Below are 13,517 nucleotides of genomic sequence, written 5' to 3'. Positions count from 1 at the left end.
TGGCGGGGGTTTTATGATTTTATACAAATATTATAATCGAAAGATTGGGGTTGCTGCCCTGTCTAAAAAAACGGTTCGCTTTAGTCGAGCTAGTACTTTTAATGACCCATTTGAACTTGTTACTGCAAATATTTACGGGCGGGCTCCCTTATATCAGGGTGCTGTGGATGAAGTTTCTAGAATATTTTGCTTGGCTCGTAATCCTTTGAATTCGTTGATGTGGTCGCATTATGGTGATAGTCATCGAGGAATCGTCATTGGTTATGATGTGAAGCTGGCGAAGCTTGCTGAATGCTCGGAATATATTATTCCAGTGCAATATGGTTCTGTTGTTTATACAAAAACCAAGCCTAGTGATTGTTTTTTTGAAGATGGTGTGAAAAGAATATTTGAGAGTGATTGCGGTTTTGATGTAAATAATATTGGTTCTTTACAAAAAGCGTTTCTTTATAAAAACCAAGTTTGGTAGTATGAGGAAGAAGTTAGAGTTGTCAAAAAAGCAATAAACAGCTTAGAAAATTTTGAAGATCATATAATCCCTATTGAAGGCATAAAGGAAGTAATTTTAGGATTAAGATTTTTGTCTAATTTTTCTTTTATGCGGAAATGGTATGATAATCCATCAGAACGGCTTGATAAGCAGCATCATGTTCTCAAGAGGGTTGTTGGTTTTATTTTTAAAGTAAACCCAGGGGTTGTGGTGAAGTTTGTTGTGTTTAAGCCAGACTCTTGGGGTTTGAAATTTATTTCGTTGAGCAATGTAAATTATTGTGTAAAACTACAAGAAATTCTGGATGAAAATTGGCAGCTGTGTGCCAACTGAGATAGTACGGTAGGTTGGGCTAAATGCAGTGCAGCCCAGCGCTCACCTCGCCCCAAGGTTGGCCGCAAGTCGTAAAGGTTTGCGGCCAACCTTGTTTTTAATGTGGTATCCGCTGCGCGGATGTTTTTTAACTGCCGCTTTCCGCGCGGCGGCGGCTTACTTTCTTTTGCTTCGCCAAAAAGAACGTAAGCAAAGAAAAGGCGACCCGAAGGGGCAAAAATTCCCGTGCAAACTGCCGCCAGCCCGGCGCCGCCCATACGCTGCGCTCAAAAGAGGGCGGCTTGCTTCCGGGCTGGCGGCAGTTTGCACGGCTTGCCCCAACGGGATGGGTGAGTCGGTTCGATTCTGGCTGTCGGTTGACGGTGTCCGGTATTGACGTGGAAAACCCGTAGGGTGTCGTCACCCGGCTTGCCTGGCGACGCACCGGCGATGCTCAAACGTTGGCCGCAAACCATCACCGGTTTGCGGCCAACGTTGTTTGGCAATTACTCATGCCGCAGCCTTGCTCAGGCCAGCAGGCGGCAATGCCATTGTTGCAGGTCGGCCGGGATGCCGAGGTCGCGCGGGTTGCCGAAGGGGGGCCACGGGCTGTGGCCTTCGGCCAGCGCCTTGGCGGCTTCTTCCGGGGTCGGGTAGGCGGCGAGCGCCTCGCCCTCGTGCATGATGTGGTAGCGGCCATCGAGTGGCACGATCTCGAACGGGCCGTAGCGGGTGTCGTAGGTCCAGCATTTCATGATGTTGCCCTCCTTGTTCTTGATGGTGGCCGGCACGGGCCGGTCGCTTGCCGCCAGGTGCAGCGCTGCCGATACTGTTCAGGTTTGGGCAGTGAAGGTTGGCCGCAAGCGCTTGCCGGTTTGCGGCCAGGCTTTTTACGCTTGTGTTGCCGCTTCGCCTCACTCCGGCGGTGTCTTGCCGCGCAGCGCCTGCAGGATGTCCATCGGGAACACGATGGTGGAGCTCTTGTCGCCGGCGATCTGCGTCAGCGTCTGCATGTAGCGCAGCTGCATCGCTTCCGGCTGTTGCGCCAGCATGCGCGCGGCTTCCAGCAGTTTTACCGAGGCCTGCAGCTCGCCTTCGGCGTGGATGATCTTGGCGCGCCGTTCGCGTTCGGCCTCGGCCTGGCGGGCGATGGCGCGGATCATCGACTCGTTGAGGTCGACGTGCTTGATCTCGACATTGGACACCTTGATGCCCCAGCCGTCGGTCTGCGCGTCGAGCGCCTTCTGGATGTCCAGGTTCAGCCGTTCGCGCTCGGCCAGCATCTCGTCCAGCTCGTGCTTGCCCAGCACCGAGCGCAGCGTGGTCTGCGCCAGCTGGCTGGTGGCTTCCAGAAAGTTGGCGACCTGGATGATGGCGCGTTCCGGATCGACCACGCGGAAGTAGAGCACGGCATTGACTTTGACCGACACGTTGTCGTGCGAAATCACGTCCTGCGTCGGCACGTCCATCACCACGGTGCGCAGGTCGACGCGCACCATCTGCTGCACGCCGGGGATGACCAGGATCAGCCCCGGCCCCTTTACCCGCCAGAAGCGGCCGAGCATGAACACCACGCCGCGCTGGTATTCGCGCAGGATGCGGAACGAGGACGCGATCAGCAGCAGCCCCAGCAGCACCAGTATCAGCATTAACAAGCCACTGCCCATTTCGTAAGTCATGACGGTGCTCCTTTGTCGGTGTCGCTGCTTGGCGTCACTTCCAGCCGCAGCCCTTGCCGCGCGGTCACCCGCACCGGCTGGCCGCGTTTCAGTGGCGTCGCGCTGTACACGTGCCAGCATTCGCCGCGGATGATGGCCCAGCCTTCGCCGTCCAGATCGTCCAGCATTTCGCCGCGGCTGCCGATCAGCGCCACCTCGCCGCCGACCTGCGGCCGGCGCCGGGCCTTGAGCGCCATGCCGCTGACCAGGAACACGAACAGGCCGGAGGTGACGGCCAGCGCCAGGATCAGCCCCAGCGGCACGCCGAGGCCGGGCTGTTCGGTGTCGACCAGCATCACCCCGCCGATGACGAAGGCGACGATGCCGCCCAGTCCCAGCGTGCCGAAGCTGGGCAAAAAGGCCTCGGCGATCATGCAGCCCAGCCCCAGCAGCAATAGCGCCAGCCCGGTGTAGTTGACCGGCAGCATTTGCAGCGCGTACAGCCCCAGCAGCAGGCAGGTGGCGCCGACCACGCCGGGCAGCACGAAGCCGGGGTTGGAAAACTCGAACAGCAGGCCGTAGATGCCCAGCATCATCAGGATCATCGCCATGCTGGGATCGGCGATCACGCCGAGGAAGCGGCTGCGCCAGTCCGGTGACAGGGTGATGACTGCGGCGCCGTTGGTGTGCAGCACCCGTGTACCGCCGGCCATCGGTACGCTGCGGCCGTCCAGCCGTTGCAGCAGGTCGGGGAGATCGCGAGCGGTGAGGTCCACCACCCGCAGCGCGAGTGCGTCACCGGCCGACAGGCTGACGGCCTCGCGCACCGCGCGCTCGGCCCACTCCACGTTGCGGCCGCGCAGCTGCGCCAGGCCGCGGATGTAGGCGGCGGCGTCGTTCACCTGCTTGCGGCTGAGCGCATCCTGGTTGCTGCTGGCCGGGGCGCTGCTGTCGGGCTTGCCGGCCTTGTCCGGCGAACCGGTCATGCCGATCTGCACCGGCGTGGCGGCGCCGAGGTTGGTGCCGGGGGCCATCGCGGCAATGTGGCTGGCGTACAGGATGTAGGTACCGGCGCTGGCGGCGCGGGCGCCGCTGGGGGCGACGAAGCTGGCGACCGGCACCGGTGAGGCGAGAATGGCCTTGATGATCTGCCGCATCGAGGTGTCCAGCCCGCCGGGGGTGTCCATCTGCAGCACCGCCAGCTGCGCGCCTTCGCGCTGCGCGCGCGCCAGGCTGCGACCAACGTGGTCGGCGCTGGCTGGGCCAATGGCACCGCTGAGCGGGATGACGACGACCGGTGCCGGCGTGGCTGCTGCCGTCAGGGCCGGCAGCAGGGCCAGCCAGAGCACGGCGAGGAACTGCCACAGCTTGCTCATTGCGAAACTCCGCGCCATCAGGGCGCTGCTTTCAGTCTAGACCATGGCGCCGTGCGCCAGTCTGCCGCCAGGGACGGGAGACTTTGATGACGGAGAGGGGGCATGCCTGCGGCTGCCTGGTGCGGTATGGGTGACCAGGCAGCGCAAGGGGCTTGTTACGGGAGGACGGGATGGAAGCGGGCGGGGTTCAGTGCGGGGGTAGCAGAGGAGGCTGGTCGCCAGCGTGTTTCTTCAGCTGCTTGGCGGCGCGTTTCTCCTTCGGCGTGTGCTGTGCCTGCTTTTTCGCTTCCTTGGTGCTGTGTCGGATCTTGCCCATGATGCTGCTCCTTGGCGAGGTCGCGGCGGGAGGTCGCGGCTCATATCGCAGTATAGCCGCTGATCGCCGGCTGGCCATGTGCCGATGCGGCTGTTTTTTATACTGGACTGTTCGCTAGTGCGCTGTTCTGTAACGATTTTATTTTTGTCTGGATTGCCGGTATCGCCTGCCGGCATGCCTGCGGCCAAGGTTGGCCGCCACAAGCAAAACCGCCGTCACGGTAGCGTGACGGCGGTGGGGTGGCCGGGCGTGTGCAGTGCCCGGCAGCGGGAATGGCGCAGGGGGCTTACTTGACGGCGCCACTGCCGATGACACCGCCGACGGCCGCGCCGCCGATGGTGCCGAGGGTGTCGCCACCGGTCAGCACCGAGCCGGCCACGCCGCCGATGGCGGCGCCGATGGCGGCATTCTTCTGGTTATGGGTCATGCCGGCGCAGCCGGTCAGTGCCGCGATGGCGGCCAGCAGGGTCAGTGAACGGGTGAGGGTGGATTTCATTATGTGCTCCTAGGGTGGGGCCGACGGTTGAATGGTCAGCGAATGCAGTTTACTGGCCTTAGAAGGGCACAGTGGCTGGCAAGTTCCGTATGCCGCCGCCGGTGGACAAGGCAAGCTACGGTGTGGCGCGCAGGCCTGGCCCGGGGCGATGGCAAAAAAACGCGCCACCGGCAGGGTGGCGCGTTGTCGCTGGCGGATGGCGTGCCGCCGGGGATGGTTCCGGATCAGTTGCCCTTGCCTTTGCCGCCGCCGCCGTTGCTGCCACCACCACCGCCGTGGCCGCCGCGCTGGCTGTTGCCGCTCTTGCCCTGGCTTGCACCCTTGTCGGTAAGCTCAACGGTGCTGCTCTTGCTGGCCGGAATGGCGGCCCGCACGCCGGGGATGGCCGGCGCGGTGCCGGAACGGGTAGTGACCGGCTCGCCGTTGATGGTCAGCGACGCGCGCACGCGGTTGAGATCGCCCTGGGTGATGCCCTTGATCGCCAGCAGGTCACGGCTGTTGGTGAAGGTGGTGGTAAGCTGTGCGTCGACGATGCGCTGCGCATCGACGGTACTGAAACCGGCGGCGACCAGCTCGTCGTAGCTGGCGTCGTTGATGTCCAGCGCCATGACCGGCGCCGCCAGCAGGCCAAGCAGGATGATCAGTTGCTTCATGGTGTCCTCCCGAATAAGCGACAGTGCAGTATAGTTCGCGCCGCCGCGGGCGCCGGCCTTGTTGCGTCGGCGTGTCCGGCATAAAAAAACGCGCCATCGGTGATGGCGCGTTTGCGGGGCGGCTGGCGGCGGGGCTTACTGCGCCTTGGCCACCAGGCGCCAGGCGTGCAGCAGCGGCTCGGTGTAGCCGGACGGCTGCGCGCAGCCCTTGAACACCAGGTCGCAGGCGGCCTTGAAGGCAACCGAAGTCTCGAAATTGCCGGCCATGTTGCGGTAGGCCAGGTCGCCGGCGTTCTGCTGGTCGACCACCGCGGCCATGCGCTTGAGCGTTTCCATCACCTGCGCCTCGTTGGTGATGCCGTGGCGCAGCCAGTTGGCGATGTGCTGGCTGGAGATGCGCAGCGTGGCGCGGTCTTCCATCAGGCCGACGTTGTGGATGTCCGGCACCTTGGAGCAGCCGACGCCCTGGTCGATCCAGCGCACCACGTAGCCGAGGATGCCCTGCGCGTTGTTGTCCAGCTCCTGCTGGATTTCGGCCGCAGACCATTGAGGGTTGGCCGCAACCGGAATGGTCAGCAGCTCGTCCAGCACGTCGATGGCCTGGCCTTCCAGACTCTTCTGCACGTCCTGCACGTTGACCTGGTGGTAGTGCAGCGCGTGCAGCACGGCGGCGGTCGGCGATGGCACCCAGGCGGTGTTGGCGCCGGCTTTCGGGTGGCCGATCTTCTGCTTCAGCATCTCCGCCATCAGGTCCGGCATCGCCCACATGCCCTTGCCGATCTGCGCGTGGCCGCGCAGGCCGCAAGCGAGGCCGACCTGCACGTTGCTGCGCTCGTAGGCGGCGATCCACTTGCTGGTCTTCATGTCGCCCTTGCGGATCATCGGGCCGGCTTCCATCGCGGTGTGCATCTCGTCACCGGTACGGTCGAGGAAGCCGGTGTTGATGAAGGCGACGCGGTGACGGGCGGCGGCGATGCAGGCCTTGAGGTTGACGCTGGTGCGGCGCTCCTCGTCCATGATGCCCAGCTTCACGGTGTACTGCGGCAGGCCGAGCAGGCTTTCCACCGCGCCGAACAGCTCGTTGGCGAACGCCACTTCGTCCGGGCCGTGCATCTTCGGTTTCACGATGTAGATGGAGCCGGCGCGCGAGTTGCCGCGGCGCTGACGGTCGTGCAGCGCGATCAGGGTGGTGACCACCGCGTCCATGATGCCTTCCGGAATCTCGCGGCCGTCGCCGTCGAGGATGGCCGGGTTGCTCATCAGGTGGCCGACGTTGCGGATGAACATCAGACTGCGGCCGTGCAGCGACAGCGCGCTGCCGTCGGCGGCGGTGTACTGGCGGTCGGGGTTCATGCGGCGGGTGAAGGTGCTGCCGCCCTTGCTCACTTCCTCGACCAGATCGCCCTTCATCAGGCCCAGCCAGTTGCGGTATACCAGCACCTTGTCGTCGGCATCGACGGCGGCGACGGAGTCCTCGCAGTCCATGATGGTGCTGATCGCGGCCTCCATCACGATGTCCTTGACGCCGGCTGCGTCCTGCGCGCCGATGGCGCTGTTCTTGTCGATCTGGATCTCGAAGTGCAGGCCGTTCTGCTTCAGCAGGATGGCGCTCGGCGCGGCGGCATCACCATTGAAACCGATGAACTGTGCCGGCTGTTTCAGGCCGCTGGCCGTGCCGTTGTCCAGCTGTACCTGCAACTGGCCGGCGACCACGCTATAGGCGGTGGCAGCATGGTGCGAGCCGGATTCCAGTGGTGCCGCCTGGTCGAGGAAATCACGGCCGAAGGCGATTACCTTGCCGCCACGTACCGGGTTGTAGGTGCCGGCGCGGCTGGCACCGTCGTCCTCGCTGATGGCATCGGTGCCGTACAGCGCGTCGTACAGGCTGCCCCAGCGCGCGTTGGCCGCGTTCAGTGCGTAGCGGGCGTTCATCACCGGTACCACCAGCTGCGGGCCGGCCTGTTCCGCGATTTCGCTGTCGATGTTGCTGGTGCTGATCTGCGCGTCGGCCGGAACCGGTTTCAGGTAGCCGATGCCGGCGAGGAAGGTCTTGTAGGCGGCCATGTCGGCGATCGGGCCGGGGTGGGCGCGGTGCCAGGCGTCGATCTCGCCTTGCAGGCGGTCACGCTCGGCCAGCAGCGCGCGGTTTTTCGGTGCCAGCGTGTGCACCAGCGCATCGAAACCCTGCCAGAAGGCGGCGGCATCAATGCCGGTGCCGGGCAGTGCTTCCTGCTCGATGAAGTGATAAAGGTTGGCCGCAACCTGCAGACGGTGGTTCTGGATGCGCGTAGTCATGAAGTTTCTCTCTTTATCGTCGTGCGCCGGATGAGGACGCTTTGCTTTAGCGAATGATTCGAGTGTACCGATGTCATGGTGGGGGTAAAAGCGCCAATAATCGATAACATCTTTTACTTTTAGTTGCGTAATGCTACAGCCAGCCGGCACGGCGGAAGCGGCGCCACAGCAGCACATCCAGCACCACCATGCTCAGCAGTGACAGCGGGTAGCCCAGCGGCGTGCGCAGCTCCGGCATGTAGTCGAAGTTCATGCCGTAGATGCCGGCGATCATGGTCGGCACCGCGAACAGCGCGGCGTAGGCGGCCAGCTTCTTGCTGATGCTGCTTTCGTCCAGCGAGATCATCGCGATATTGACCTGGATGGCGGTGGCCAGCAGGTCGCGCTGCGATTCCACGGTGTGCAGGATGCGCGACAGGTGATCGTCCACGTCACGGAAATATTCCGGCAGCTCGTGGCAGGGCGGCGGCACGCGGCCGCCGTACAGCCGCGCGGTGGCCTCGTGCAGCGGCGCGGCGGCGTGATGGACGGCGATCAGCTTGCGCTTGAGCGCGTACAGCGCCGCGATATTGCGCCGCGCCGAGCTGCCCTTGAGAAACAGCCGGCCTTCGATACTGTCCAGCTCGTCTTCCAGCCGGTGAATCACGCCCAGGTAGCGGTCGACCACCGCATCCATCAGCGCGTACAGCACGAAACCGCTGCCGTGCGCCAGCAGGTGCGGCTCGCGCTCGCAGCGTGCGCGCACGTCCTGGAAGCCTTTGCGTGTGCGGTTGCGGATAGACAGCAGGAAGTTGCGGCCAACGAACAGGTCGACCTCGCCGACGTGGATGCCGTTCTCGCGGTCCGGCTCCAGCGTCTTCATCACCAGGAACAGGGTGTCGCCGTACTCCTCCAGCTTCGGCCGCTGGTGGCCGTGCAGCGCGTCTTCCACCGCCAGCGGGTGCAGTGCGAACTGGTGGCCGAAGTGGGTGATTTCGTCCGGGGTCGGGTCCTGCAGCGCGACCCACACCAGGCAGTCCGGCTGGGCCAGGTGTTCGGGAATGGCGCTTACCGTGATGTCGCCGAGTTTCTGGCCGTGGCGGTAGGCAACACAGTTGATCAGCATGAGGGGCCTTGTGGTGACCTGCGCCGGCCGGGGCGGGCGGCGCCGGATGGGGATGGCAATTGCGGTGCCGCTCTTGAAAAAAGCGTACCGTTGCGGCACTTGTTACGCATCGTATGCTAATTGTGGAGTGCTGCCGTGGCTAGCCCGGGTTTATTGCAACGTCTTACCCCGCTGTCCGGCCTGTGGCCGTTCCTGCGGCCGTATCGTACCCGCGCGCTGCTGGCCGCCATGGCGCTGCTGGTGGCGGCTTCGGCCACGCTGCTGCTGCCGGTGGCGTTCCGCTACCTGATCGACCACGCCTTCGTGCAGCGCGAGGCGGTCGATACCTACTTTCTGGCGCTGTTGGGGCTGGCACTGGTGCTGGCGCTGTTCACCGCGCTGCGTTTTTATCTGGTGTCGTGGCTGGGCGAGCGCGTCACCGCCGACGTGCGCAGCGCGGTGTACCGCCACGTGATCCGCATGAGCCCGGAATACTTCGAGACGCTGCAGACCGGCGAGGTGCTGTCGCGGCTGACCACCGACACCACGCTGGTGCAGACCGTGATCGGCACCAGCCTGTCGATGGGGCTGCGCAACCTGCTGCTGATGCTGGGTGGGCTGGTGATGCTGGCGGTGACCAGCCCCAGCCTGACCGGCTACATCCTGGTGACGCTGTTGCTGGTGATCCTGCCTATCCTGGTCTTCGGCCGCCGCGTGCGTACGCTGTCGCGCGCCAGCCAGGACCGCATCGCCGATTCCAGCGCCATGGCCGGCGAGACGCTGAACGCGGTGCAGACGGTGCAGGCCTTCGCGCAGGAGGCGCGCGAAACCGTGCGCTTCGACGGCTCGGTGACACTGAGCTTCGACACCGCGCTGGCGCGCATCCGTGCCCGGTCGCAGCTGACGGCGGTGGTGATCATGCTGGTGTTCGGCGCGGTGGTGTTCGTGCTGTGGCTGGGCGCGCGCGCGGTGCTGGCCGGGCAGATGTCCAGCGGCCTCTTGGCGCAGTTCATCCTCTACGCGGTGGTGACCGCCGGCGCCATCGGCGCGGTGGCCGAGGTGTGGGGTGACCTGCAGCGCGCTGCCGGCGCCACCGAGCGGCTGATGGCGCTGCTGGCGCAGCGCTCGCCGGTCCAGCCGCCGGCGCAGCCGCTGCCCTTGCCGGCAACGGGCGACGGTCTGCAATTGCAAGACGTCGGCTTCGCCTACCCGTCGCGCCCCGGGCAGCCGTCGCTGTCCGGCGTCAGCCTTGCGGTCCGCCCCGGCGAACAGCTGGCGCTGGTCGGGCCGTCCGGCGCAGGCAAGACCACGCTGTTCCAGTTGCTGCTGCGCTTTTACGATCCGCAAGTTGGCCGCATCACGCTCAACGGCACCGATATCGCGCAGCTGGACCCGCAGGCGTTGCGGCGCCACATCGGCATCGTGCTGCAGGATACGGTGATCTTCGGTGCCAGCGCGCTGGAGAACATCCGCTACGGCCGGCCGGAGGCGACGGACGAGGAGGTGATCGCCGCCGCCCGCGCCGCCGCCGCGCACGAATTCATCGAGCGCCTGCCGGAGGACTATCACAGCTACCTGGGCGAGCGCGGCGTGCGCCTGTCCGGTGGCCAGCGCCAGCGCATCGCCATTGCGCGCGCCATCCTGAAAAACCCGCCCATCCTGCTGCTGGACGAGGCCACCAGCGCGCTGGATGCCGAATCGGAACAGCTGGTGCAGCAGGCGCTGGAACGCGCCGCCGCCGGGCGCACCACCATCGTCATCGCGCACCGGCTGGCCACCGTCAAGCAGGCCGACCGCATCGTGGTGCTGGAGCAGGGGCGCATCGTGGCGGAAGGCACCCACGCCGAGCTGCTACAGCGCTCGCCGCTGTACGCGAGGTTGGCCGCCTTGCAGTTCGGGCTGGCTGGCTGAACTGCGGCCAACCTTGTTGTGGCGGGCAAGGGCGGCGATAATCGCGCCTTGATTGAATGAGGACAGATCCGAGCATGCTGATTAGCGAATCCAGGGTAGAGCGTTTGGTGGTACACCGTGTCGGCAATCCGGCGCGCGGCGAGCCGTTGCAGCTGTCGCACAAGGCCATCGGCGTGGACGAGGCGGTGTCGGCGCTGATTCTGGACGGCTACCTGAAGGGCATCGTCTCCGACAAGAAGAAGTACCAGTTCTTCCACGAGACCGATCTCAACCTCAACGAGCTGTACCACTACACGCGGCAGTTTTTCCGCGGCGACGTCGATCTATTGGAGGTGTCGCAGCGCATCGCCAAGCACCTGTTCGCGCGCTCGCAGCACCCGAACATCGCTGCCGGCGACCTGCTGGTGATCCTGTTCTCGGGCCTAGGTGAAGCGGACAGCCCGCAGCGCGCGCTAGGCGTGTTCAAGGCGGAGATCCAGGAGGATTTCCTGACCATCGTCGAGAGTGGCGAGGTGTTCGACATCAGCCACGCCAGCGGTATCAACCCGCGCCTGATCGACAAGGGTGCACTGATCCTGGAAAACGGCCCGCTGCTGTACGCGGTCGACCGCCAGGGCCACGAGGCCAAGTTCTGGCTCGACGACTTCCTGCAGGCGATGCGGGTGCCGGATACCAGCAGTAGCAGCAAGCTGGTGGCCGAGGTGATGGAACAGATCTCGGAAGAGATCGAAGACCCGCTGGCGCAGGTGCGCTTCAAGGACGAGGTAATGACGCTGTGCAAGACGGTGCCGGAAGTGTCGCCGCGGCAGATGGGCAGTATGGCAGAGCGCTACGTCGAGCCGGAGCAGGTCGGGCGCCTGTTCGACAGCGCCGCCGAGAACTATGGCTTTGCGCTGGAGAGCGACGTGCGGCTGCCGGCGCAGGGCATGGCGCGGCGGCTGGAAAAGAGCTGGAGCAAGGTTGGCGTCGGCAATGGCATCAGCTTGCTGCTGCCGTCCGATCTCAGCCTGCAGAACGTGCAGACGGTGAAGGGTGACAACGGCGAGCTGCAGATTACGCTGCGGCTGCTGCAAAAACAGTAAGTCGCCGGCCCGCACGGGCCGCAGACAACAAAAGGTTGGCCGCAGTCATGCGGCCAACCTTTTTCATTGGCGGCGGGCTATTTCAGCGTCTGCAGGTATTTGTACACCGTGGCGCGGCCGAGACCGAGCACGTTGGCGATGTAGTGGGTGGCGCTCTTGCCGTTGAAGGCGCCCTCGGCGTACAGCGCCTCGACCAGCTCCTTGCGGTGCTGGCGCGACAGGGTATTGAGCGCCAGTTGCCGCTCCTGCAGCCAGCGGTGCATGAAGGTGTTGATGCGCTCCTGCCAGTCGTCGCGGAACAGCTCCGCCGGCTGTTCCACGAGGCCAGCGCCCTTCAGCAGCATGCCCAGCATGCCGTGCATGTCCTCGAACACCGCGATGTTGAAGTTGATGCACATCACCCCCAGTGCGGAGCCTGCGTCGTCGAACAGCACCGAGCTGACGCAGCGCATCTTGCGACCGTCCCAGTTCACCTTCTCGTACGGCCCGACATAGCGTTCGGCGATGGTGCGCTCGATTTCTTCCAGCGCCGCCTCGTCGCCGATTTCGCGCCGCGACAGGTTGTTGGCGAGGTAGAGCACGCGCTGGCTGTCCAGGTCGTGGATCACCACCTCGGCGTAGGGAAAGAACAGCTTGGCGATGCTGTCGGCGAGGTGGCTGTAGCGCGACAGCAGCAGTTGCTGCGGCGTGGGGCTGGGCGTCATGGTCGGTTCGGGCGCAACGGCAGGGACAGCGATAGTGCCTGATGCGGCGGGCAGGGCACAAGCCTCGCGCCCGCCGGCCGCCGCTAGAGCGTCCGCGCCGTCCCGGGGCGGACTCATCGCGCGGCCTGCGCCTGTTGCAGTAGTGCGCAGGCGATGGCGATGTCCTGCAAGCCCATGCCGATGGAGCGGAAGAACACCGGGCGCTGGTAATCCGGCAACGCGCAGCGCTGGCTGACCAGATCGGCCAGATCGCCGACGATGCGCTCGCGCTGCCAACTACCCTCCTGGCTGGCGAGTACCATCTCGCCGGCGCTGTCCGGCGTGCTGTGCTTGTGGTCGCAGTACACGTCCATCGCGGCGAGGCTGGCCGGGGGCACCTCGTGCGCGTTGACGGCGTTGGTGCTGATCGAGGTGATCAGCGCCGGTTTGCTCAGCGTGGCCGGATCCAGTACCGGGCTGGCAGAGGAGGTGCACAGCATGATCACGTCGGCGTTGTCGCAGGCGGCGTCGACGCTGACGCTGATCTCGATGCGCGCATCCAGCGCCTGCAGTTGCTGCTGCAGCTCCGGCTTGGCGGCAAGGTCCGGCGCGTACACGCGGATGCGCTGCCAGTCGCGCAGCGGCAGCACGTGGCGCAGGTGCGCCTGGCCCAGCGCGCCGCAGCCGATCAGCGTCAGCTGGCGGCTGTCCTGCCGCGCCAGCAGCTCGATGGCCAGCGCGCTGGTGCCGGCGGTGCGCTCGGCCGTCAGCAGGCCGGAATCGCAGAACAGCAGCGGCTGGCCGGTGTGCATCGACATCAGGCTGGTCCAGGCGCTGATGATGGGGCGGCCGTCGGTGACGATGTAGGGCGACAGCTTGGCGCCGAACACGCCGGCATCGGCCAGCACGCCCTGATAGGTGATGACGTCGCCGGCGCCTTGCGGGAACAGGGTTAGCGTCTGCGCCGGCTGCACCGCGCGCTCGTTCGCCAGCGCCTGGAACAGCGCGCTCAGCGCGGCGCGCACCGGCAGCGCCGGCAGGTAGTCGCGCACCTGTTGCTGGGTGAGGAGCAGGGGGGCGGCGTGATGGTCGATGGGGTTCATGCTGGGCTCTCGTATTGGTGTGGTCGGGCGCGGCCGGGCTGCGGCTGGCGGCTTGTTT

Annotated in this window: 14 protein-coding genes; 4 read left to right on the top strand and 10 right to left on the bottom strand. The window is 64.6% G+C overall.

From position 1 onward, the window contains the following. The first annotated feature begins 13 nt into the window (after positions 1-13). Positions 14-469, top strand: a complete 456-nt coding sequence (locus PQU96_RS11545; protein WP_272772499.1) for a DUF2971 domain-containing protein — start codon at positions 14-16, stop codon at positions 467-469. Positions 470-580: 111 nt separating this feature from the next. Continuing rightward, on the top strand, positions 581-823 hold the full coding sequence (locus tag PQU96_RS11540; RefSeq protein WP_272772498.1) for a hypothetical protein: 243 nt from the start codon (positions 581-583) through the stop codon (positions 821-823). Between the two features lie 506 nt (positions 824-1,329). On the opposite strand, the gene PQU96_RS11535 is transcribed toward PQU96_RS11540, so the two are convergent. The 8 genes from PQU96_RS11535 to corA form a co-directional block, all read right to left on the bottom strand. Beyond that, positions 1,330-1,557, bottom strand: coding sequence for a hypothetical protein (locus PQU96_RS11535; RefSeq protein ID WP_189373993.1), 228 nt, complete (start codon positions 1,555-1,557; stop codon positions 1,330-1,332). A gap of 159 nt (positions 1,558-1,716) precedes the next feature. Next, positions 1,717-2,481 (bottom strand): slipin family protein, encoded by a 765-nt coding sequence (locus tag PQU96_RS11530; RefSeq protein ID WP_272772497.1) that lies wholly within the window; start codon positions 2,479-2,481, stop codon positions 1,717-1,719. Beyond that, the gene (locus PQU96_RS11525) at positions 2,478-3,836 is read right to left on the bottom strand and encodes an NfeD family protein (RefSeq protein WP_272772496.1); all 1,359 of its coding nucleotides are present in this window, start codon (positions 3,834-3,836) and stop codon (positions 2,478-2,480) included. Before PQU96_RS11525 ends, PQU96_RS11530 begins: the two co-directional genes overlap by 4 nt. A gap of 187 nt (positions 3,837-4,023) precedes the next feature. Continuing rightward, positions 4,024-4,152, bottom strand: a complete 129-nt coding sequence (locus PQU96_RS11520) for a hypothetical protein (RefSeq protein ID WP_268245224.1) — start codon at positions 4,150-4,152, stop codon at positions 4,024-4,026. 286 nt (positions 4,153-4,438) lie between these two features. After that, positions 4,439-4,648 carry a YMGG-like glycine zipper-containing protein gene (locus PQU96_RS11515; RefSeq protein ID WP_189373990.1) on the bottom strand — a complete coding sequence of 70 codons (210 nt, stop codon included), beginning with the start codon at positions 4,646-4,648 and terminating at the stop codon, positions 4,439-4,441. A gap of 224 nt (positions 4,649-4,872) precedes the next feature. Continuing rightward, positions 4,873-5,301: a ComEA family DNA-binding protein gene (locus PQU96_RS11510; RefSeq protein WP_272772494.1), complete on the bottom strand. Its 429-nt coding sequence runs from the start codon at positions 5,299-5,301 to the stop codon at positions 4,873-4,875. 135 nt (positions 5,302-5,436) lie between these two features. After that, positions 5,437-7,596 (bottom strand): malate synthase G, encoded by a 2,160-nt coding sequence (locus PQU96_RS11505; protein ID WP_272772492.1) that lies wholly within the window; start codon positions 7,594-7,596, stop codon positions 5,437-5,439. A gap of 133 nt (positions 7,597-7,729) precedes the next feature. Further along, on the bottom strand, positions 7,730-8,701 hold the full coding sequence (corA, locus tag PQU96_RS11500; RefSeq protein WP_272772491.1) for a magnesium/cobalt transporter CorA: 972 nt from the start codon (positions 8,699-8,701) through the stop codon (positions 7,730-7,732). 135 nt (positions 8,702-8,836) lie between these two features. Here corA and PQU96_RS11495 point away from each other — a divergent pair, with 135 nt between their 5' ends. Next, positions 8,837-10,591, top strand: coding sequence for an ABC transporter transmembrane domain-containing protein (locus PQU96_RS11495; protein WP_272772490.1), 1,755 nt, complete (start codon positions 8,837-8,839; stop codon positions 10,589-10,591). 74 nt (positions 10,592-10,665) lie between these two features. Further along, complete coding sequence (locus PQU96_RS11490) at positions 10,666-11,673, top strand: nucleoid-associated protein (RefSeq protein WP_047966046.1); 1,008 nt, start codon at positions 10,666-10,668, stop codon at positions 11,671-11,673. A gap of 77 nt (positions 11,674-11,750) precedes the next feature. Here the strand turns inward: PQU96_RS11490 and PQU96_RS11485 are convergent, their stop codons facing one another. After that, on the bottom strand, positions 11,751-12,377 hold the full coding sequence (locus tag PQU96_RS11485) for a helix-turn-helix transcriptional regulator (protein ID WP_272772489.1): 627 nt from the start codon (positions 12,375-12,377) through the stop codon (positions 11,751-11,753). A gap of 113 nt (positions 12,378-12,490) precedes the next feature. After that, a complete protein-coding gene (locus PQU96_RS11480; RefSeq protein ID WP_272772488.1) occupies positions 12,491-13,459 on the bottom strand; it encodes an ornithine cyclodeaminase family protein in 969 nt (322 codons plus the stop codon). Positions 13,460-13,517: the final 58 nt, after the last annotated feature.

The sequence above is a fragment of the Vogesella margarita genome (assembly GCF_028548475.1).
Lineage (GTDB): Bacteria > Pseudomonadota > Gammaproteobacteria > Burkholderiales > Chromobacteriaceae > Vogesella > Vogesella margarita.
This window is presented reverse-complemented; position numbering and strand designations above follow the sequence as displayed.

Coding starts and splice junctions, on each gene's coding strand:
- PQU96_RS11515 (WP_189373990.1), bottom strand. CDS start 4,648: ATGAAATCCACCCTCACCCGTTCACTGACCCTGCTGGCCGCCATCGCG.
- PQU96_RS11520 (WP_268245224.1), bottom strand. CDS start 4,152: ATGGGCAAGATCCGACACAGCACCAAGGAAGCGAAAAAGCAGGCACAG.
- PQU96_RS11490 (WP_047966046.1), top strand. CDS start 10,666: ATGCTGATTAGCGAATCCAGGGTAGAGCGTTTGGTGGTACACCGTGTC.
- PQU96_RS11545 (WP_272772499.1), top strand. CDS start 14: ATGATTTTATACAAATATTATAATCGAAAGATTGGGGTTGCTGCCCTG.
- PQU96_RS11510 (WP_272772494.1), bottom strand. CDS start 5,301: ATGAAGCAACTGATCATCCTGCTTGGCCTGCTGGCGGCGCCGGTCATG.
- corA (WP_272772491.1), bottom strand. CDS start 8,701: ATGCTGATCAACTGTGTTGCCTACCGCCACGGCCAGAAACTCGGCGAC.
- PQU96_RS11530 (WP_272772497.1), bottom strand. CDS start 2,481: ATGACTTACGAAATGGGCAGTGGCTTGTTAATGCTGATACTGGTGCTG.
- PQU96_RS11505 (WP_272772492.1), bottom strand. CDS start 7,596: ATGACTACGCGCATCCAGAACCACCGTCTGCAGGTTGCGGCCAACCTT.
- PQU96_RS11525 (WP_272772496.1), bottom strand. CDS start 3,836: ATGAGCAAGCTGTGGCAGTTCCTCGCCGTGCTCTGGCTGGCCCTGCTG.
- PQU96_RS11485 (WP_272772489.1), bottom strand. CDS start 12,377: ATGACGCCCAGCCCCACGCCGCAGCAACTGCTGCTGTCGCGCTACAGC.
- PQU96_RS11535 (WP_189373993.1), bottom strand. CDS start 1,557: ATGAAATGCTGGACCTACGACACCCGCTACGGCCCGTTCGAGATCGTG.
- PQU96_RS11480 (WP_272772488.1), bottom strand. CDS start 13,459: ATGAACCCCATCGACCATCACGCCGCCCCCCTGCTCCTCACCCAGCAA.